The 19,564-nt window shown below is 65.8% G+C and carries 23 protein-coding genes and 1 tRNA gene; 10 read left to right on the forward strand and 14 right to left on the reverse strand.

The window, feature by feature from the left end; all coding sequences use genetic code 11:
• The first annotated feature begins 78 nt into the window (after nt 1-78).
• The 4 genes from EN846_RS30465 (at nt 79) to EN846_RS30480 (ending at nt 3,049) form a co-directional block, all read left to right on the forward strand.
• Nucleotides 79-699, forward strand: a complete 621-nt coding sequence (locus EN846_RS30465) for a 2,3-bisphosphoglycerate-dependent phosphoglycerate mutase (RefSeq protein ID WP_127286529.1) — start codon at nt 79-81, stop codon at nt 697-699.
• Nucleotides 700-772: 73 nt separating this feature from the next.
• A tRNA-Leu gene (locus EN846_RS30470) sits at nt 773-857 on the forward strand.
• Nucleotides 858-1,055: 198 nt separating this feature from the next.
• Nucleotides 1,056-2,744, forward strand: coding sequence for an FAD-dependent oxidoreductase (locus EN846_RS30475; RefSeq protein ID WP_127390987.1), 1,689 nt, complete (start codon nt 1,056-1,058; stop codon nt 2,742-2,744).
• Nucleotides 2,744-3,049, forward strand: coding sequence for a UBP-type zinc finger domain-containing protein (locus tag EN846_RS30480; RefSeq protein WP_127390988.1), 306 nt, complete (start codon nt 2,744-2,746; stop codon nt 3,047-3,049). Before EN846_RS30475 ends, EN846_RS30480 begins: the two co-directional genes overlap by 1 nt.
• A gap of 34 nt (nt 3,050-3,083) precedes the next feature.
• On the opposite strand, the gene EN846_RS30485 is transcribed toward EN846_RS30480, so the two are convergent.
• The 6 genes from EN846_RS30485 to EN846_RS30515 form a co-directional block, all read right to left on the reverse strand.
• Entirely contained in the window at nt 3,084-3,263 is a 180-nt protein-coding gene (locus EN846_RS30485) for a hypothetical protein (RefSeq protein ID WP_127391006.1), read from the reverse strand.
• Between the two features lie 170 nt (nt 3,264-3,433).
• A complete protein-coding gene (locus EN846_RS30490) occupies nt 3,434-4,240 on the reverse strand; it encodes an aspartate/glutamate racemase family protein (protein WP_127390989.1) in 807 nt (268 codons plus the stop codon).
• A gap of 57 nt (nt 4,241-4,297) precedes the next feature.
• Nucleotides 4,298-5,539, reverse strand: a complete 1,242-nt coding sequence (locus EN846_RS30495) for a D-amino acid dehydrogenase (protein ID WP_127390990.1) — start codon at nt 5,537-5,539, stop codon at nt 4,298-4,300.
• Between the two features lie 270 nt (nt 5,540-5,809).
• Nucleotides 5,810-6,985: a cystathionine gamma-synthase gene (locus tag EN846_RS30505; RefSeq protein WP_127390991.1), complete on the reverse strand. Its 1,176-nt coding sequence runs from the start codon at nt 6,983-6,985 to the stop codon at nt 5,810-5,812.
• Nucleotides 6,982-8,403, reverse strand: a complete 1,422-nt coding sequence (locus tag EN846_RS30510; protein WP_127390992.1) for a pyridoxal-phosphate dependent enzyme — start codon at nt 8,401-8,403, stop codon at nt 6,982-6,984. Before EN846_RS30510 ends, EN846_RS30505 begins: the two co-directional genes overlap by 4 nt.
• Before the next feature lie 157 nt (nt 8,404-8,560).
• A complete protein-coding gene (locus EN846_RS30515) occupies nt 8,561-8,746 on the reverse strand; it encodes a hypothetical protein (protein WP_127284870.1) in 186 nt (61 codons plus the stop codon).
• A 309-nt stretch (nt 8,747-9,055) separates the two neighbouring features.
• Between EN846_RS30515 and EN846_RS30520 the strand changes: the two genes are divergently transcribed.
• The 4 genes from EN846_RS30520 to EN846_RS30540 all read left to right on the forward strand — a co-directional run bounded on the left by EN846_RS30520 (nt 9,056) and on the right by EN846_RS30540 (nt 12,311).
• The gene (locus EN846_RS30520; RefSeq protein ID WP_127284871.1) at nt 9,056-9,415 is read left to right on the forward strand and encodes a septal ring lytic transglycosylase RlpA family protein; all 360 of its coding nucleotides are present in this window, start codon (nt 9,056-9,058) and stop codon (nt 9,413-9,415) included.
• 235 nt (nt 9,416-9,650) lie between these two features.
• Complete coding sequence (locus EN846_RS30525) at nt 9,651-10,928, forward strand: polyhydroxyalkanoate depolymerase (protein ID WP_127391007.1); 1,278 nt, start codon at nt 9,651-9,653, stop codon at nt 10,926-10,928.
• A 182-nt stretch (nt 10,929-11,110) separates the two neighbouring features.
• A complete protein-coding gene (locus EN846_RS30530) occupies nt 11,111-11,728 on the forward strand; it encodes a transglutaminase-like cysteine peptidase (protein ID WP_127284872.1) in 618 nt (205 codons plus the stop codon).
• A gap of 358 nt (nt 11,729-12,086) precedes the next feature.
• The gene (locus EN846_RS30540; protein WP_127390993.1) at nt 12,087-12,311 is read left to right on the forward strand and encodes a hypothetical protein; all 225 of its coding nucleotides are present in this window, start codon (nt 12,087-12,089) and stop codon (nt 12,309-12,311) included.
• An 86-nt stretch (nt 12,312-12,397) separates the two neighbouring features.
• On the opposite strand, the gene EN846_RS30545 is transcribed toward EN846_RS30540, so the two are convergent.
• From EN846_RS30545 to EN846_RS30560, 4 genes are read right to left on the reverse strand one after another with little or no spacing between them, the layout of a single operon-like run.
• On the reverse strand, nt 12,398-12,766 hold the full coding sequence (locus EN846_RS30545) for a helix-turn-helix transcriptional regulator (protein WP_126057313.1): 369 nt from the start codon (nt 12,764-12,766) through the stop codon (nt 12,398-12,400).
• A 24-nt stretch (nt 12,767-12,790) separates the two neighbouring features.
• The gene (locus EN846_RS30550; protein WP_127390994.1) at nt 12,791-13,318 is read right to left on the reverse strand and encodes a Smr/MutS family protein; all 528 of its coding nucleotides are present in this window, start codon (nt 13,316-13,318) and stop codon (nt 12,791-12,793) included.
• Nucleotides 13,315-14,421 (reverse strand): murein transglycosylase A, encoded by a 1,107-nt coding sequence (locus tag EN846_RS30555; protein ID WP_127390995.1) that lies wholly within the window; start codon nt 14,419-14,421, stop codon nt 13,315-13,317. Before EN846_RS30555 ends, EN846_RS30550 begins: the two co-directional genes overlap by 4 nt.
• Nucleotides 14,422-14,436: 15 nt before the next feature.
• The gene (locus tag EN846_RS30560; RefSeq protein ID WP_127309275.1) at nt 14,437-15,144 is read right to left on the reverse strand and encodes a Tim44/TimA family putative adaptor protein; all 708 of its coding nucleotides are present in this window, start codon (nt 15,142-15,144) and stop codon (nt 14,437-14,439) included.
• Between the two features lie 199 nt (nt 15,145-15,343).
• Here EN846_RS30560 and EN846_RS30565 point away from each other — a divergent pair, with 199 nt between their 5' ends.
• The gene (locus EN846_RS30565; protein ID WP_127309284.1) at nt 15,344-15,841 is read left to right on the forward strand and encodes an FxsA family protein; all 498 of its coding nucleotides are present in this window, start codon (nt 15,344-15,346) and stop codon (nt 15,839-15,841) included.
• Between the two features lie 174 nt (nt 15,842-16,015).
• The gene (secB, locus tag EN846_RS30570; RefSeq protein WP_126057318.1) at nt 16,016-16,513 is read left to right on the forward strand and encodes a protein-export chaperone SecB; all 498 of its coding nucleotides are present in this window, start codon (nt 16,016-16,018) and stop codon (nt 16,511-16,513) included.
• A 73-nt stretch (nt 16,514-16,586) separates the two neighbouring features.
• Here the strand turns inward: secB and dnaQ are convergent, their stop codons facing one another.
• The 4 genes from dnaQ to EN846_RS30590 all read right to left on the reverse strand — a co-directional run bounded on the left by dnaQ (nt 16,587) and on the right by EN846_RS30590 (nt 19,428).
• Nucleotides 16,587-17,309, reverse strand: a complete 723-nt coding sequence (dnaQ, locus tag EN846_RS30575; RefSeq protein WP_127287128.1) for a DNA polymerase III subunit epsilon — start codon at nt 17,307-17,309, stop codon at nt 16,587-16,589.
• A 74-nt stretch (nt 17,310-17,383) separates the two neighbouring features.
• A complete protein-coding gene (gene coaE, locus EN846_RS30580) occupies nt 17,384-17,989 on the reverse strand; it encodes a dephospho-CoA kinase (RefSeq protein ID WP_127390996.1) in 606 nt (201 codons plus the stop codon).
• Between the two features lie 13 nt (nt 17,990-18,002).
• Nucleotides 18,003-18,836, reverse strand: a complete 834-nt coding sequence (locus tag EN846_RS30585; RefSeq protein ID WP_127390997.1) for a shikimate dehydrogenase — start codon at nt 18,834-18,836, stop codon at nt 18,003-18,005.
• Nucleotides 18,829-19,428: a Maf-like protein gene (locus EN846_RS30590; protein ID WP_127390998.1), complete on the reverse strand. Its 600-nt coding sequence runs from the start codon at nt 19,426-19,428 to the stop codon at nt 18,829-18,831. The genes EN846_RS30585 and EN846_RS30590 overlap by 8 nt, the downstream gene beginning before the upstream one ends.
• Nucleotides 19,429-19,564: the final 136 nt, after the last annotated feature.

Consider the following 19,564-nt stretch of genomic DNA (forward strand, 5'->3'; position numbering starts at 1 on the left):
TATTTTGTTCTTACGCAATTCCGGACGGAAAACCGCGACACACTTTTCCTGGAATTGCTCAAACTCGAAGGAGCAAACATGTCGAGAACCCTCGTGCTCGTGCGCCACGGCCAGAGCGACTGGAACCTGAAGAACCTGTTCACCGGCTGGCGCGACGTCGACCTGACCGAGCAGGGCCATGCCGAGGCCAAGGCCGCCGGCCAGAAGCTGAAGGCGCGCGGCCTGAAGTTCGACATCGCCTTCACCTCGGCGCTGATCCGGGCGCAGAAGACCTGCCAGCACATCCTCGACGCGGTCGGCCAGAGCGATCTCAAGACCATCCGCGACCAGGCGCTGAACGAGCGCGACTATGGCGACCTCTCCGGCCTCAACAAGGACGACGCGCGCAAGAAGTGGGGCGAGGAGCAGGTGCATATCTGGCGCCGCTCCTACGACGTCTCGCCGCCCGGCGGCGAAAGCCTGAAGGACACCGGCGCGCGCGTCTGGCCCTATTATTTGCACGACCTGCAGCCGCACGTGCTGCGTGGCGAAACCGTGCTGGTGGCCGCCCACGGCAATTCGCTGCGCGCGCTGATCATGGCGCTGGACGGCAAGAGCGGCGAGGAGATCGTCAAGCTCGAGCTCGGCACCGGCGTGCCGGTGATCTACACGCTCAACGCCGATTCGACCGTGGCGTCGAAGGAAGTGCTGGAGGGCTGAGCCGTCTACGGCAAATGGTTTGAAAAAACCGCGTTGACAGTGCGAGCTTGCCCGCTTACATGAGCCCGCACCAGCCCAGATGGCGGAATTGGTAGACGCGCACGGTTCAGGTCCGTGTTCCGCAAGGAGTGGAGGTTCGAGTCCTCTTCTGGGCACCATCTATCCCGACTGCCAACGGGATTAGCGCCTTCCGCAGTGTTGTCGTTTTTCGCCGGCTTTCGCAACGGATGCCACTTGAGCGCGAATTGCGACGTTCGAGATTAGCCGCTGGCCTCTGACTTTCGTGACGAAGAGGCGAGGGCAGTGTCCCAACAAACCGCTTCAAACCCGGCGCCCCCGGCGCTACGGTCCGCCCCATGGCCCCCTCCGTCAGCCCGACCATCGCCGCCCGCCGTGACCAGATGTTCCCTGTCCTGGCGGAAGCGGACATCGAACGCATGCGCCGCTTCGGTACGGCGAGTTCTTATGCTGCCGGCGAGCAGATCGTTACGGCCGGCGAGGTGTCGCCCGGCCTGATCGTCATCCTGTCCGGCAAGGTCGAGATCACGCAGGCCGGCGGGCTGGGGCCGCGCGAGGCGATCATCTCCTACGGCGCCGGCAACTTCATCGGCGAGCTGGCGCAGCTCTCGAGCCGGCCGTCGCTGATCAATGCGGAAGCCACCGAACCGGTCGAGGCCATCGTCATCCCCTCGCAGCGGCTGCGCGATCTGATGGTGCAGGAGGCGAACCTCGGCGAGCGGATCATGCGGGCGCTGATCCTGCGCCGCGTCGGGCTGCTGGAGAGCGGCATCAGCGGGCCGATCATCATCGGCCCTCCCGGCAATGGCGACGTGCTGAGGCTGCAGGGCTTTCTCACCCGCAGCGGCCTGCCGCATCGCGCGCTCGATTCCGAGACCGACCCCTGCGCCAGGACGCTGACCGAGCGTTTCCATGTCGATCCGCATCACCTGCCGATCGTGCTCTGTCCGAACGGCAAGCTGCTGCACAATCCGGGCGATCACGAACTCGCGCGCTGCGTCGGCCTGCTGCGGCCCGTCGATGCCAGCAAGGTCTACGACGTGGCGATCGTCGGCGCCGGACCCGCCGGGCTGGCCGCGGCGGTCTATGCGGCCTCCGAAGGGCTGTCGACGATCGTGCTCGACTGCCGCGCCTTTGGCGGGCAGGCGGGGGCGTCGGCGCGCATCGAGAACTATCTCGGCTTCCCGACCGGCATCACCGGCATGGCGCTGATGGCGCGCGCCTACAACCAGGCGCAGAAGTTCGGCGTCGAAATGGTGATCCCCGACGAGGCGAAGCTGCTCAGCGGTGGAGGCGACCTGTCCGGCTACGCGCTCGATGTCGGCGATGGCGAGACGGTGCACACGCGCACGGTGGTGATCGCCAGCGGCGCACGCTACCGCCGCCTCGATGTGGCCAATCTGGCGCAGTTCGAGGGCACGTCGGTGCACTATTGGGCGTCGCCGATCGAGGCGCGGCTTTGCCGGGATCAGGAGGTGGCGCTGGTCGGCGCCGGCAATTCGGCCGGCCAGGCGGCGGTCTTCCTGGCCAGCCAGGTGGGCAAGGTGACGCTGCTGGCGCGCCGCGGCAGCCTCAACGAGACCATGTCGCGCTATCTGGTCGAGCGCATCGAGGCGCAGCCGAACATCGAGGTGCTGGCCGAGACCGAGATCGTTGCGCTGGAAGGCCGCGAGAGCAACCTCGAGCGGGTGCGCTGGCGTAACCGCGCGACTGGCACCGAGACGACGCGAACCATCCGCCATCTCTTCCTGTTCATCGGCGCCGACCCCAACACGGACTGGCTGGCGAAATGCAACGTGGCGCTCGACGCCAAGGGTTTTGTCCGCACCGGACCAGAGGTGGCGCAGGGACATGGCCTGATGGAGACGAGCCGCAGCGGCGTGTTTGCCATCGGCGACGTTCGATGCGGCTCGATCAAGCGCGTCGCCGCCGCCGTCGGTGAAGGCGCCCAGGTGGTGGCGGCGCTGCATGCCTATCTTGCTCAGAACGGCGGCGGCGCTCAATCCGAACAGGCGAGGAGATCGTAATGGACGAATGCCGGCACACGAGCGACATCAGGCAAGTCACGCCGAGCGCGCTCGGCTGCGAGGAGTGCCTGAAGAGCGGATCGTGGTGGGTGCATCTCAGGCTCTGCCGCACCTGCGGCCATGTCGGCTGCTGCGACGACTCGCCCAACCGCCACGCCACCAAGCATTTTCACGCCACCAGCCATCCGGTCATCGAGGGCTACGACCCGCCGGAAGGCTGGGCATGGTGCTATGTCGACGAGGTGTTCATCGACCTCGGCGATGATACGACACCGCAGAACGGGCCGATCCCGAAGTTTGTTTGAGGCGGCGCATCGCCAGGCATCTAGGACGGCTGCGCTATTTCACGGAGCTCGTGACGGTCCGGTCAATGGCGTCGGGAACGGATTTGCGTTCGTTGCCGGCAAGGGCCGCGATGATAAGCAGGCTGGCGACGACCGGAACGAACAGCAAGGCGACGCGCGCCTGCACGTAAAAAATGGCGCGCCATTCGCTGCGTTTTTCGGGGTCGTCGTTCATCGCGCTCACTCTGTCGTGCCTCCCGAGGCGGGAGATAGTAGCGAAGCGTTAAACAACCCCTTCCGAATCCGTTAACTCGCGAATTTCGAACGGTCTGCCGTGGCGCGAAAGTTCGTGTCGACAAGACCGCTGGACGCTGTTGGCGCCAATGCTCAGGTCGGCCAACCGGATCAACTGATCGGCAAGGCAAACAGCCGGCCGCCGGCCGGCACGATGTCATCGATGCCGGCGAGCCGCAGGCAGTGCCAGGCCATGGCGTGGTTGGAAGAGGTGACGGGAATGCCGATGCGCTGCTCCAGCCCCGCCACCGCCTCGGCGACGCGCAGGCTGGTGCAGGAGATGAAGATGGCGTCGACGCCGGGCACGGCGGCCATGCGCTCGGCCGCGGCCTCGATCGAGGCCAGCGAGATGCGGGCGGCCTCGCGGTCGTCGCGCCGGTCGAAGGTGGCGACGGCCGCGATGTCCAGGCCGCGCCCGCTGAAATAGGCGACGAGGCCGCGGTTGATCTCGGGCGCGTAAGGCGTCAGCAGGCCGATGCCTCTGGCGCCGAGCGCCTTGAAGGCGGCGAGCGCGCCGGTGACCGGCGTGGTGCAGGCCACCCCCGGCCTCGCCTTGCGGATCTCGGCGAACACGGCTTCCTCGCCGAGCGTCATCGTCGCCGAGGTGCAGCCGAAGCCGACGACGTCGAGCGGGATGCTGGGCAGGATCAGGTCGACAGTCGGCGCGATGCGCGGGCCGATGGCGCGCAGCGTTTCGGGCGTGATGTCGTTGTCGTTGAAGAGCCGTGCCTCGTAGAAGGCGACACCGGGAATGCGCACCAGCGCGCGGAACTCATGCTCCAGCGTCTGGTCGGTGGCGAGGATCGCCAGCCCGATCGCGGCGCGCGAGGCGAGGCCGCCGTCGATCTCCGATGGCAGGACGCCGAGATCGACAGGTCCCGAAGCGGCGAGGGGCGCGGCGGCTGGGTTGGCGGACATGGCGTTCCCTTTCTTGGCAATCCCGGTCCCAGAGGTCAGGCTTGCGGGATCATGCTCTCAGTTCAAAAGTCCATCCATCGAAATCGCCGGCTTGCGGCCGGCGATCAGGTCGGCGGTGATGCGGGCCGAGCCGTGCGACATGGTCCAGCCGATATGGCCGTGGCCGGTGTTGAGGTAGAGGTTGCGCAGACGCCGCTGTCCGAACTCCGGCAGGTTGTTCGGCGTCATCGGCCGCAAGCCCGCCCACATCTCTGCGCGGTCGTAATCGGCGCCTTCCGGGTAGAGCTCCTCGGTCACGCCTTTCATGAAGGCGAAGTCGGCCGGTCTGTGGCTGGTGTCGTAGCCGGCGAACTCGGCCGTTGCGGTAACGCGCAGGCGGTCGCCGAAGCGCGAAATGGCGACCAGATTGTGCTCGTCGACTGAAGCGATGGTCGGCGGCGCCGGGCGGTTGCCGACCGGGATGGTCAGGGAATAGCCCTTGATCGGATAGATCGGCAGGCTGATGCCGATGGTTTTGGCCAGCAGCGGGCTGTAGGAGCCGAGCGCCAGCACATAGGCATCGCCCTTGAAGGCGCCCTTGTCGGTCCGCACCTGCGCGACGGCATCGCCCGAGGTCTCGATGCCGGTGACGGTGGTGCCGGTGCGGATTTCGCCGCCGCGCCCGGCGATCTTCGCCGCCAGTGCCCGGGTGAACTTCGCCGGATCGCCGGTCTCATCGGTCGGGCAATAGATGCCGCCGGCGATCTTTTCCCGCGCCGAGGCCAGCGACGGATCGAGTGCCACGACGCCCTCGCGATCCAGCAGCCTGATCTCCTGCCCGTCGGACTCCAAAAGCTTCATATGCTCGACACCCTTGTCCAGCGCCTGCTGGCTGCGGTGGAAGTAGAGGATGCCGCGATCGTTGCGGTCATAGTCTATTTGCTCGTCGGCGACGACCTCGCGCAGCACGCTCTGCGAATAGGCGGCAAGGCGATGCTTGAGCAGTGTGTTGCGCCTGGCCTTTTCCGCCGTGCATTCCATCAGGAAGAGCCACGACCAGCTGTAGAGCCTGGGATCGGCCGATATCCTGAAGCGTAGCGCCTGGTCCTTCAGCACCAGCGATTTCAAAAGGATCATCGGCGCTTTCGGCGACGACCAGACGAACGAATGGCCGGGCGCGATCATGCCGGCATTGCCCCAGCTCGTCTCGGCGGCGACCTGAGGCTGGCGCTCGATGAGCGCCACCTCATGGCCGTCCTTCTGCAGCTGATAGGCGGTGGTGACGCCAACCACGCCACTGCCCAGCACGATCACGCGCATGACGCCTCCGGAGATCGCAAAGCGGGAGGCAGTTTAGAGCGTGGATTGCGCTCCGCAATGGCACACATACCGAGATGTCGGCGGGACAGCGCCCCCCTCTGGCCTGCCGGCCATCTCCCCCACTTGGGGGGAGATCAGACGGCGCGCCGACTTTCGCCAATCGCCTCCGCCGTAGGACGAGCGAAACGCCGAAGCTGCCAATCTCCCCCCTCGTGGGGGAGATGTCCGGCAGGACAGAGAGGGGCGCGAAGGATCACCGCGATGACTATGTCAGCCCCTCAACGCCTGCTCCAGATCCGCGATCAAATCATCGCCGTCCTCGATGCCGGCCGAGAGCCTGACCAGCGAATCCGATATCCCGATCGCGCCGCGCTTCTCCGCCGGGATCGAGCCGTGCGTCATCAGCGCGGGATGCTCGATCAGGCTCTCGACGCCGCCGAGGCTTTCGGCCAGGGTGAACAGCTGCGTGCGTTCGAGGAAGCGCTTTGTCCCCGCCAGATCGCGGTCGAGCTCGACCGAGATCATGCCGCCGAAGGCGTGCATCTGGCGTTTGGCGATTTCGTGCTGCGGGTGGCTGGCGAGGCCGGGATAGATGACGCGGCGCACATCGTTACGACTTTCCAGCCACTCGGCGATCTTCAGGCCGTTCGCCGAATGCCGCTCCATCCGCAGCGCCAGGGTCTTGATGCCGCGCAGCGCCAGAAAGGAGTCGAACGGGCCGGAGATGGCGCCGATGGCGTTCTGCAGGAATTTCAGCCGGTCGGCCAAATCCTGGTTGTCGCCGACCACCGCAACGCCGCCGACCATGTCGGAGTGGCCGTTCAAATATTTCGTCGTCGAATGCACGACGATGTCGATGCCGAGCTCGAGCGGCCGCTGGATGTAGGGGCTGCAAAAAGTGTTGTCGGCGACGGTGAGCAGGCCCTTGCGCTTTGCCAACGCCGCCACCGCTTCGAGGTCGACGATGCGCAGCAGCGGATTGGTCGGCGTCTCGACCCAGAGCAGTTTTGTCTCGGGGCGGATGGCGGCCTCGATGGCGGTGAGGTCGGTGAAGTCGGCGAAGCTGACCTGCAGCCCGGCCGAGCGCTTGCGCACCCGTTCCAGCAAGCGAAACGTGCCGCCATAGATGTCGTCGGTGGCGACGATATGGGCGCCGGCATCGAGCAGTTCCAGCACGGTCGAGATCGAGGCCAGGCCGGAGGCGAAGGCGAAGGCTCTGGTGCCGCTTTCGAGATCGGCCACGGCGCGCTCGAAGGCGAAGCGGGTCGGGTTCTGGCTGCGGGCGTATTCGAAACCCTTGTGCACGCCGGGCGACTGCTGGCCGTAGGTGGAGGTGGCGTAGATCGGCACCATCACCGCGCCGGTCGTCGGGTCGTGGCTCTGGCCGCCATGGATGGTGCGGGTCGAAAAGGCCAGGCGGTTCTTGCCCGTTGCATTGCTCGTCATCTTGCGCGACGCCTCAGATGGTTGATCAGGTCGATACGGGTTATCAGGCCGATGAATTCCTCGCCATCGAAGACGATGGCGACCTCGTTACGGTCGAAGACAGGCAACAGCGCATCGAGCGTCTGGCTGGCCTGCAGCGTGTGCAGATTGGAGGTCATGGCCGTGCGCACCGGGCCGTTGAAGCGGTCCCAGCGGCCGTCATAGGGGCCGTCGACCTTGGCGAGTATGTCGCCTTCGTCGACGATGCCGACCAGCTTGCCGTCGTCGAGCACCGGCAGTTGCGAGACATCGGAGCGGCGCATGCGGCCATAGGCATTGAGCAGGCTTTCCTCCGGCCCGACCCAGACCGTGTCGCCGGTGCGGTGCGAGCGCATGACGAGATCGCGCAGGTCGCCGTGCTGCTCCTGCTCGGCGAGGCCCTGCTCGGCCAGCCAGAAATCGTCGAACACCTTCGACAGATACTTGTTGCCGCTGTCGCAGACGAAGGTGACGACGCGTTTCGGCACCGTCTGCTCGCGGCAGTAGCGCAGCGCGGCCGACAACAGCGTGCCGGAGGACGAACCGGCGAGGATGCCTTCGCGGGAGAGCAGATCGCGCACCGCCAGCATGCTCTGCTTGTCGGGGATGGAATAGGCCTTCCTGACCAGCGACAGGTCGGCATTGGGCGGCACGAAATCCTCGCCGATGCCTTCGACGGTCCAGCTGCCGGCCTCCTCCATCTTGCCGGTCTTGATCAGCGGCGCCAGCACCGAGCCGACCGGGTCGGCCAGCACCATCTCGGTCTTCGGCGAATGTTTCGCGAAATAGCGGCCGAGCCCGGTCAGCGTGCCGCCGGAGCCGACGCCGACCACCGCCGCGTCGACGTCGCCGTCGAGCTGGGCGAGGATTTCCGGGCCGGTCGTGGTCTCATGCGCCAGCGGGTTGGCGGGATTGGCGAACTGGTTGGCGTAGAAGGCGCCGGGGGTTTCGGCGGCGATCTTCTCGGCCATGTCCTGGTAGTATTCGGGATGGCCCTTGCCGACGTCGGAGCGCGTCATGCGCACCTCGGCGCCGAGCGCGCGCAGATGCTGGATTTTTTCGCGCGACATCTTGTCGGGGACGACGAGGATGATGCGGTAGCCCTTGGGAATGCCGACCTGGGCAAGACCGAGACCGGTATTGCCGGCGGTCGCCTCGACGATGGTGCCGCCGGGCCTGAGCTTGCCCTGCCGCTCGGCGGCGGCGATCATCGACAGCGCGATGCGGTCCTTGATCGAGCCGCCGGGATTCTGGCTTTCGAGCTTGACGAACAGCCGGCATCTGCCGGTGTCGAACTTGGTCAGCTCGACGATCGGCGTCTGGCCGATGAGGTCGAGCACGGACGCATAGGGCGGACGCAGGCGGGAAACGGCACTGTCGGCTTTTCCGGGCTCGCTCATGCAAAAAACTCCATGGGTGAAAACCTAGCGTCTTTTCCAGCCGATCGCTGCCGGAAAGAAGATAGATCGTGCCAATCGGAGGGCGAGTGGAGGAATGAAATTCCATGGTGCGGCCGCCGAACCGGGAGAGGGCAGATGGCGCCCCGCGGGAGGCGCCTCAGATGCGCGAGCGGCTGGCCCAGCCGAGCCCGAGCAATCCTACCAGCATCGTCAGTATTCCGATATAGAGCCAATGCGTCTGGCCGGTCATGAAGCTGCCCCGGACAAGACCGAGGCCCTGAAGGGACCAGAGCAGGCCGATCGCGAGCACGATCAGCGCCAGCACAAACCGCATCAATCGCATCGGTGGGATTCCCTTCGCAAGTCGATCGTCGACTCAGTCACGGCGGCAATGAAAGAGCGGAAGGAAGCGATCCAATCGCGCCCGTCTGTACTTGCGTATTGATGCCCGATCCAGCCAGACACAACCAGAAAACCGGTGCGAATGATCATCGAGAATACGCCGCGCAAGCCGGGAAGACTCATGACAAACTGTTTCCCGGCGACTCCAAACGTGTGCCGTTGCCATGGAACCGCCAGATGGCGGCCGCATTTCCTGCCTTAATTGCTTCCTAACGGCTGGGGTCTGTCCAAACGGAGCCATTCCCCAAAGATGATGAAGACAAAGCAAACCGCGCTTGTCGCGGTAACGGTAGCGGCTGGCCTGATGGTCGGCGCCTCCGCCTCCTCCGCCGCCGCGCAATGCGGCCGCGCCTCCTGGTACGCGCTGCACTCGCGCACCGCTTCCGGCGAACGCATGAACCCGTCGGCGCTGACCGCCGCGCACCGCACCTTGCCCTTCGGCACCAAGCTCAAGGTGACCAACAAGAACAACGGTCGCAGCGTCGTGGTGCGCATCAACGACCGCGGCCCGTTCATCAAGGGGCGCGTGCTCGATCTGTCGAAGGGCGCAGCCAGCCAGCTCGGCTTCATCGGTTCGGGTCACACCGCCGTTTGCATGGCGCGCGTGTGATATGTCTGACATGTCCGGCCAGAGGGCCGGACATATTTCCTGCACACTTCCGCAGCGCACAGTGAGCCGGCTGCCGCCCGCCAAGGCGGATTCTCAACGCTTTGGCCGAAAGAACCATTGATCACTCGACATGACGTATTGCATCGCAACAATATCTTGTTAACCTCGCCGCGAGACATTTGAGGCTCGGCGCTGCACGTCGTCCTTGGGTCGCAGCAGCAGCGGGGTCTTCTCGATGTACTACCAGCTCTACGAATTGAACCACGCCGCGCTGCAGCCGGCCCGCGTCTATGCCGACGCGGTGAAGATGTTCTACACCAACCCGCTCAATCCGATCGCGCACACGCCCTGGGGCCGCTCGGTGGCGGCAACCGCCGAACTGTTCGAGCGCACGACGCGCCGCTACGGCAAGCCGCAATTCGGCCTCGACAAGACCGTCGTCGACTGGAAGAGCGTCGACGTCAGCGAAAAGACCGTGTGGTCGAAGCCTTTCTGCAACCTGATCCGTTTCGAGCGGGCCGTCCCCGCTGGCCGCAAGCCCGATCCGAAGCTTTTGATCGTGGCGCCGATGTCGGGCCACTACGCGACGCTGCTGCGCGGCACGGTGGAGGCGATGCTGCCCTATGCCGACGTGCACATCACCGACTGGGTCGATGCCCGCATGGTGCCGCTGGCCGACGGCCGCTTCGATCTCGACGACTATATCGACTACATCATCGAGATGTTCCATGCGCTCGGTCCCGACACCCATGTGATGGCGGTGTGCCAGCCCTCGGTGCCGGTGCTGGCTGCGGTTGCGCTGATGGAAAAGCGCGGCGACCCGTTCGTGCCCTCGACGATGACGCTGATGGGCGGGCCGATCGACACCCGCCGCAATCCGACGGCGGTCAATTTGCTGGCCGAGGAAAAGGGCAGCGGCTGGTTCCGCGACAACGTCATCATGCAGGCGCCGTGGCCGGTGCCCGGCTTCGGCCGCGAGGTCTATCCCGGCTTCCTGCAGCTCTCGGGCTTCATGAGCATGAACCTCGACCGCCACATAATCGCCCACAAGGACTTCTTCATGCACCTGGTGAAGCATGACGGCGACAATGCCGAGAAGCACCGCGACTTCTACGACGAATATCTGGCGGTGATGGACCTGACGGCGGAGTTCTACCTGCAGACGGTCGACACCGTGTTCGTGCGCCATGCCCTGCCCAAGGGCGAGATGATGCATCGCGGCGAGGCCGTCGACACCTCGGCGATCCGCAACGTCGCGCTGTTTACTGTCGAGGGCGAGAACGACGACATTTCCGGCCTCGGCCAGACCCAGGCCGCGCACGATCTGTGCGTCAACATCCCGGCCGACCGGCAGGCCCACTACATGCAGCCGGCGGTCGGCCATTACGGCGTCTTCAACGGCTCGCGCTTCCGCTCCGAAATCGTGCCGCGCATCGTCGACTTCATCACCAGCTACGGCCGCCAGACCCGCGTCGCGGCAAAGCCCAAGCTGGTGCGCTCGGCCAAGGGCTGAGCAAGACCGCAAGGTCGGGCCGCCGCGACGGCGGCTTTCGGCATATCCGGATCCCGCTGTTGCACAAGTGCCGCTGTCAGGATCGCGGAAGTAACCATGCCGCCAATCAGGCAAGACTCGTAATTGACACGGACTGTAAATCGCCCTTAACGTTTCGTTAACAACAAGGGCGAACGGGGACTATGATTTCCTCACCGATGGCACGGACGCTGCGCTTGTGTGCGGTCGCAGGGCTGGCGATTTCGGGATTGTGGGCGGCGCCCGCATTCGCGGCGGGAGCGATGATGACCGGAGGGCTGACTTCGCAGCCGATCGGACATTACGATTTCTGCAAGGCCAATCCGGGCGAATGCTCGATCCGCCCGAGCAATCTGGCGCCGGCCAAGATGACCGATGCGTTCCTGCGCAAGCTCGTCAGCATCACCGCCAAGGTCAACGCCGCCGTCAAGCCGATGAGCGACTACGACATCTACGGCAAGGACGAGGTCTGGGCCTATCCCGACAAGGGCGTCGGCGACTGCGAGGACTATGTGCTCGAAAAGCGCCGCCAGCTCTACCGCATGGGCGTGTCGCTGGCGGACCTGCTGATCACCGTCGTGCGCAAGCCCGACGGCGAAGGCCATGCGGTGCTGACGGTGCGCACCGACGAGGGCGACTACGTGCTCGACAACCTGAACGACAAGGTCAAGGCCTGGGACGAGACCGGCTACCGCTTCCTCAAGCGGCAGGCGATCGACAACACCGGACGCTGGGTGTCGATCCGCGGCGGCCAGCAGGTGCTGGTCGGCGCGGTGCAGTAACCGACGATCGAGTCTGCATTCCAAGCGTTGAGGCGGGCTGGTACCGCCCTTGGCTGCTTTTACATCATAGGTTGGCGCCGCCCTCATTGCCCTGCCGGGCATTTCTCCCCGTATAGTGACGGGGACGCTGCGCGCACCGCATTGCAAAATTGCCCCAACGTAGCGGCCAGCTCCCTTCTCCCCGTCGCTATACGGGGAGAAGGTGCCGGCAGGCGGATGAGGGGCAGCGCCAACGTCAAATGAGACTTGCTGGCCGCGTCCCGCGCCGCCCTTCCAACTTTTTGCAGTCATCCGTGAACCAGACGGTCTCTGCCGGCGACACACAGCCGCGTACAGAAACCAACCCTGGAGACTTCAAATGACTGCTTTTCTGCGAAATGCCCTTCTCGCCGCTGTCGCGGTCTCGTCCATGGCCGGATCCGCGCTGGCGTACCAGACCGTCAGCTGTGCCGAGACCAAGACCAACGCCCTGTGGAGCGGCCGTTGTTGCGGCACCAGCGATTCGAGCTGCCTGGGCGGCGGACACGAGCATGGCGACCATGACAACCATGGCGGTCGCGGCGGCCAGACCGGCGCGAAGTGATCTCGCAACATGCCCGCTGGCTACCGGCCAGCGGGCATCGCCTCATGTGAAGCCGATGCCGGCGCCGGAGCAATTCGCGCCGCGCATCACGTCCGCCGGCCAAGGGCCGCGCGGACCGAAGCCGTGATCCGGCGAAGCTCCGCCTCGTCCAGCTTCTCGATGTTTTCAGCCAGGAGATTGGCGAGTTCGGTGGCGGCGGGCGTCAGGCCCGACGTGTCAATCCGCACCCGCGGATGCGAAGCCTCGGCGAGGCGCGCGAGTTCCTCGGCATCGTCCCAGATGACGTTGAAATAGCCGATGATCTTCTGGATCAGCGTCCAGGTCGGGGCGCCGCGGCGGCCATGTTCAAGCGCCGACAGGTAGGCGGCGCTGACGCCGATCGCCTCGGCCATCGCCTTCTGGCTGAGGCCGCGCTCGGCGCGCAGCGCGCGCAGCTTCTCGCCGAACGGTGTCATGCCAGCGCTCTCATGTGCGGGTTTTCATGTGCGGGTCCGGCGCAAGCGGACATAGAGCGCGCCGGAGCCGCCATGGTTGCGCGCGGCATGGTCGTGGCTGGAGACCAGCGGCCGGAAGGCGGGCGTCGACAGCCAGGCCGGAACCGAACGCCGCAGCACGCCGTCGCCGCCGGACGAGGAGCCCTTGCCGGTGATGACCAGCACATAGCGGATGCCGCCGGCATGGGCCCGGTGCAGGAATGAAAACAGCAGCGAGTAGGCCTCGTCCTGGGTCATGCCGTGCAGGTCGACGCGGCCTTCGAGCGGCAAGCGGCCCTTCGACAGCTTGTTCAGGGTCTGGTCGTCCAGCGCATGCGAGACATGCTGGGTCCTGGGCTTTGCCGCGACGGATGGAGCGCCGTTGACGGGAGCAGGCGTCGGCGCCGGTTTCGGCTCGACGCTGAAATCGGCGACGTCGACGGCGGCCTTGCCCTTGAGCGGCTTGGCGGTACGCGCCACCAGGTTCCACAGGACGCGGTCGTCTTCGCTCAGCCTGTCGATACGGCGGGTCATAAAACCACCCCCGAAACGAGCTGGCGTGGGATCAGCGCATAAAAATCGGCGGCGTTGCGGACGACGCCGGCGATCTCGCCAGCGGCGTCGCCCGAGCCGGCGAACAGGTCGCCGCGCGCCGGGCCGGTGATGGCCGAGCCAGTGTCCTGCGCGATCATGAGCCGCCGGAACGGCCCGTCGCCGAAAGCGGCGAGCGTCGGCGCGTCGATGTAGAAGGGCGTGCCGAATGTGTGCAGCAGCCGGTCGACGGCAACCGAACGGCCCGGCGTCAGCGGCACCTTGGCGGCGGCGATCGGACCGAGCGCCGCATCGTCGACCGCCGCCTCGCGGAAGAAGATATAGGAGCGGTTCTGCCAGAGGATCTCGTCGACGCGATCCGGGTGCGCCCTGAACCAGGCGCGGATCGACTGCATCGTCACCTTGGCCAGCGGGATCTCGCCGAGCTCGCTCAGGATCTTGCCAGGCCCGGTGAAACGCTGGCCGGACTTGGCGGCGTAGGTGACGCGGCAGAGCCGGCCGTCGGTCATCTTCAGCCGCGCAGCGCCCTGCACATGGATGAAGAAGGCGTCGACCTTGTCGGCGAGCCAGGCAATCTCCAGCCCATTGCCGGCAAGCGCGCCGCGCTCGATGGCGCAGCGGTCGAAATATTCGGCCAGCCCATCCCCTGTCTCGCGGGCGAAGGCGAGATAGGGATCCATGCCATCCGGCCGGTTGGCGTCCTGGACGTCGATCAGATCGGCCGGGCGTGACAGCAGCGGCACCGTGAAACGGTCCGTCCGCACCGGCGAGGCCTCGACCTCCGGCTCGTAGAAGCCGGTGACGAGGCCGGCGCCGCCGTGTTCGGCGGCGACATGGGCGGGAACGAAATGGCGTTCGAAGAAGGTCCGGGCTTCCGCTCGATTCGGCAGCGAAACAGCCCGCGCCTCCTGATAAGCCCCGGCAAAGGCCTCGAAGCCGACGCCCAGCGAGCCGCTGCGGTAGGGCTTGGTCAGGACATGGAAGGCCGAGCGGCGAAAGGCGGCAAAGGCGGCGCGGTGGTCGTCCTCACCCCAGCCGGGCAGTGCGCCAAAGGATTTTTCGCTGAAAAGGGAAGAGAGCGACACCGCCGCCGCCCGGGCTCAATCTTCTTCTTCGGTGGCGACGAGCTTCCAGTTCGGATCGCGCGAGCGCGTGTCGCGGGCGAAGGTCCAGACATCCTTGACCTCGGCGACGGTTTCGGGGTCACCGTCGATGACGGCGCCGGCCTTGTCGCGGGTCGCCGAAATCAGCTCGCTGACGATGCGCAGCGTGATGTGCGCCTCGCCCCCCTTCATCTCGGCGGCGACGATATCGGCCTTGTCGATGCCGACGAAGGAGGACTGGATCTTCTCCGCCTTCGCCTCGCGCTCGCCGATCGCGGCGACGAAGCCGTCAAAGACCTCGCGCGAGAGAAGGTTCTTGAGCGTCTTGCGGTCGCCATCGGCGTAGGCCATGACGATCATCTCGTAAGCCATCTTGGCGCCATCGACGAAGCCCTTGGGGTCGAAAGACGCATCGTTGTCCTTGATCGTCCTCAGACCCTTGTTGAGATCGGTGTCGGGCTTGGCGAAGGCGTCGATCTCGGCATAGGCGTCGACGGCCGGCTCCCCAGGCGCCCGCTTGCGCGGCAGCGAGACGACATTCTCGGCCTTCTGGCCGGCATCCTGCTCGCGGGTGCGGCTCGCCGAATAGGGGTCGAAGGGCGGGCGCTCGCTGCCCGTGCGACGACCCAGCACGTTGCGCAGCTGGAAAAAGATCACAACCGCCGCAATCAGAAAGAAAATCGTGCCGAAGTCGAAGAATCCCATATCTTCCGCCAATTCGATCCCTGTCCTGGCCGGACCGCCGGCCAGCATCGGGCCGCGGTCGCATAGCGTTCAACACTCAAAGCATATAGAACGCTAGGCGCAATCATTCAAATCAAAGGCAGGCATACCTATCTAACGGGTCCGGTGCCAGCGGCGATTGCACGCTGGCCGGGAAAACATGGAAACGATCGGCCAGGAATTGCGTATTTCACTGCTCCCCTTGTTCGTCCTGGCGCTGCCGCTTCTGGAAATCGCCGGCTTCGTCGTCGTCGGCCGCCAGGTCGGCGCGCTGGCGACAGTCGGCCTGGTGCTGGCCTCCTCGATTGCCGGCAGCCTGTTGCTGCGACACCAGGGTTTCGGCGTGATGGCACGAGTGCGGGCGGAAATGGATGCCGGGCGCGATCCGAGCAGCCAGCTCGCGCATGGCGCGATGATCGTGCTGGCGGCGATCCTCTTGATCATTCCCGGCTTCATCACCGACATCCTCGCCATCCTGCTATTGTTGCCGCCGGTGCGGGACCTCGCCTGGCGGATGCTGAAAAGCCGCATCGTGCTGGCGACCAGCTTCAGCGCCGGCTTCCAGGCGCGGCCGCGCGGCAAGACGATCGATCTCGACGACAGCGACTATTCGCGCGGCGACGATTACACCCGCGGCCCCGACCACAATTCGCCCTGGCGCCGCCTCAAGGACGACTAGACAATTTCCGGTCAAGTGTCTCAAGGTTGGCCGTCAGGAATCTGCGACGGAGATCGGTCGCAACTGTGATCCCGCGCCGAGGCGGCAAACCTTGTCTTGTCATGCCGACCATGGTAGCGAACCCCCGGTTTCAATCCGGTCAGCAAGGCTGCCCAGGCAAAAGGACAAAGGCTCATGGCCAGCAAAGACGACGCGCCGACCGGCGCCGCCAACGGCAACGGCAACGCGCAGCCGACACTCAACGTACTCGCCCAATATGTGAAGGACCTGTCCTTCGAGAGCCCCGGCGCGCCGAATTCGCTGCGCGGCCGCGACAAGGCTCCCGGCATCGCCATCAATGTCAACGTCAACGCCAATCCGCTCTCGGACAAGCAGTTCGACGTCAACCTGACGCTGAACGCCAAGGCCTCCTTCGACCAGGAAGTGCTGTTCAACGTCGAGCTGGTCTATGGCGGCGTCTTCGCTATCAGCGGCTTCCCGCAGGAACACATGCTGCCGATCCTGTTCATCGAATGCCCGCGGCTGCTGTTCCCGTTCGCCCGCCAGATCATCGCCGAAGCCACCCGCAATGGCGGCTTCCCGCCGCTGATGCTCGACCCGATCGACTTCGCGCAGATGTTCCAGCAGAAGCTGGCCGAGGACCAGGCGGCGGCCAAGGTCCAGGTGAGCTGATCCGCTCTTTATTTGGTATCGAAAAGCCCGGCCCCGCGCCGGGCTTTTTGCATGAGATGCCGGCGGGACGGTGCTAGTTCTGTGCCGCCCCGGCTTCGGCTTCCACCTTCAGCCACAGCGCCTTTTCGCCGAGCGTGCGCACCAGGCCGGCATGCGCGGCGCGCTCGGCCTCGGTGAGACGCGGCGGCAAGGCGATCGGCCGCGCGCCGATGGAGATGTCGATGTCGGCCACCTCGCCGGCGCCGTTCATCTGCACCGCCACCGCATCGAGGATCAGCGCCGCCTGCTTGCCGCCGATGAGCTCGATATAGACCTCGGCCAGCAATTCGGAATCGAGCAGCGCGCCGTGCTTGGTGCGGTGACCATTGTCGATGCCGTAGCGGCGGCAGAGCGCGTCCAGCGAGTTTGGGCCCATCGGGTGCTTGCGGCGCGCCAGCGCCAGCGTGTCGACGACGCGGCCGACATCGATGGCGGGATGGCCGAGCCGGCCGAATTCCAGATTGAGGAAGCCGATGTCGAAATTGGCGTTGTGGGCGATCAGCTTGGCGCCGTCGGTGAAGGCCAGCCACTCCTCGGCGATTTCCGAAAAGATCGGCTTCCCGACCAGGTCGGCGGCGCTGATGCCATGCACGGCCTGCGCCTCGGCATGAACCGCCCGTCCCTGCGGGTTGATGAATCTGTGGAAGGTGCGGCCGGTCGGGAAGCGGTTGACCAGCTCGACGCCGCCGAGCTCGATGATGCGGTCTTCGCGCATGTCGAGGCCGGTGGTTTCCGTATCGAAAATGATCTCGCGCATCGAATCAGTCCACTCTGAACGAGCAGAATCATCCAACGGAACAAAATGGCAATGGGGACTGCTGACAGCAGGCGTCAGGAAGCGTCCTTGCCCGACTTATCCCCCGCCAATTCGGCGATGATGGCCGCGACCGCGGCGCGCGCGGCGTCAAAGCCCTGGCCGGTGTCGACGATGAAATCGGCCTGGCGCCGCTTGTCGGCGTCGGGCACCTGCTTGGCGAGGATCGCCGCCAGCTTCGCCTCGCTCATGCCGGGACGCGCCAGCACGCGCGCGCGCTGCACCTCGGCCGGGGCGGTGACGACCACGACCTTGTCGACGCGGTCGCGGCCGCCGGTCTCGAACAGCAAGGGAATGTCGAGCACGGCGAGCGGCGCGCCAGCGGCGCGGTGCCTGGCAAGGAAAGCGTCGGCATCGGCGCGGACCAGCGGATGGATGATCGCTTCCAGTCGCTTCAGCGCGACGGCGTCGCCGAGCACCCGGGCGCCGAGCCTGGCGCGGTCGACGACACCCGCATCTGTGGTGCCGGGAAAGGCGGCCTCGACCAGCGGCGCGGCCTTGCCGGCATAGAGGCGATGCACCGTCTCGTCGGAATCGTGCACCGGCACGCCGGCCTCGGCAAACATCTTCGCCGTCGTCGACTTGCCCATGCCGATCGATCCGGTGAGGCCAAGCACGATCATATCCGGCGCCTCATCAATGGGCTTCGATGTCGGCAATGATCATCCGCCTGAGCTCGGCGGTGACCTCGGGCCGCGTGCCGAACCAGCGTTCGAAACCGGGCACCGCCTGATGCAGCAGCATGCCGAGCCCATCGACCGTCCACAGGCCGCGCCCACGGGCGGCGGCGAGCAGCGGCGTCTCCAGCGGCACATAGACGATGTCGGTGACGATGGCATGGTCCGGCAGGCCGGCCGGATCGGCGGACAGTCCTTCATTGCCATGCATACCAAGTGCCGTCGTGTTGACGAGCAGGCCGGCATCGGCGAGCAGGTCGCCGACAGCGTCGGCGCGATGCGCGGAAACGCCGGCGCCGAAGCGATGGCTGAGCTCCTCGGCCCGCGCCAGCGTGCGGTTAACGATGCGGATGTCGCCGACGCCGCGCTCTTTCAGCGCATGGATGACGGCGCGCGACGCGCCGCCGGCGCCAAGCACCACGGCCGGGCCATTCGCTGCCCAGCCCGGCGCGTAGTCGTCGAGATTGGCGGCAAAGCCGTGGGCGTCGGTGTTGCCGCCCCACAATTTCCCGTCCTCGAACCAAAGCGTGTTGACGGCGCCGATCGCTTCCGCCGCCTCGTCGCGGCGCTCGACCAGCGCGAAGGCCGCCTCCTTGTGCGGGATGGTGACATTGCCGCCCTGGAAACCGTTGTCCCGCAGCCCGTTGAGGAAGGCGGCGAAATCGTCGGGGGCGACATCGATGGCCCGGTAGCTGCCGTCGATGCCGTATCTGGCCAGCCAGTGGCCATGGATTTTCGGCGAGCGCGAATGCGCGATCGGGTGGCCGGTGACGAAGGCCCTCTTCTCAGCCATCGATCGCCCCCAGCGCGCGCAATTCTTTCAGCACCGACAACAGCGGCAGGCCGACGATGGTGAAATAATCGCCTTCGATTCTTTCGAAGAGCTGGATGCCTTCGCCCTCGATCTGGTAGGCGCCGACGCTCGACAATGCCATGGCGCCGACGCGCGCCAGATGCCGGCCGATGAAGGCAGGGTCGAGCTTGCGCATGGTGAGGCTGGCGACACCGACATGCCGCCACAGCACCTCGCCGTCGCGGGCAAGCACGGCGGCGCTGTTGAGCTGATGGGTCTTGCCGGATAGCGCGAGCAGATGGCGGCGCGCGCCTTCCATGTCGGCCGGCTTGTGGAACACCTCGTCGCCGAGCGACAGCGTCTGGTCGCAGCCGAGCACCAGCGCGCCCGGCCGGCGTTCGCTGACGTCGGTGGCCTTGGCCTCGGCAAGCACCAGCGCGACGTCCTCCGGCGACACGCCGCTATCCTTGAGCGGCGCCTCGAGCGCGCGCTCGTCGACCTCGGCCGGCACCGCCTCGATCTCGACGCCGGCATTGACCAGCATCGCCTTGCGGAACGGACTGCCGGAGGCAAGGATGATTTTCTCGGTCATTTTGTGCTCGGACGCGGACAGGGGACGGTTGGTGTATGCAAAGCCTTGCTATCGTAGAGTTGGCGCCGCCCCTCATTGTCCTGCCGGACATTTCTCCCCGTATAGAGACGGGGAGAAAGGGCCAGCTTCAGCGCAG

The sequence above is a fragment of the Mesorhizobium sp. M4B.F.Ca.ET.203.01.1.1 genome (assembly GCF_004791025.1).
GTDB classification, from domain to species: domain Bacteria; phylum Pseudomonadota; class Alphaproteobacteria; order Rhizobiales; family Rhizobiaceae; genus Mesorhizobium; species Mesorhizobium abyssinicae.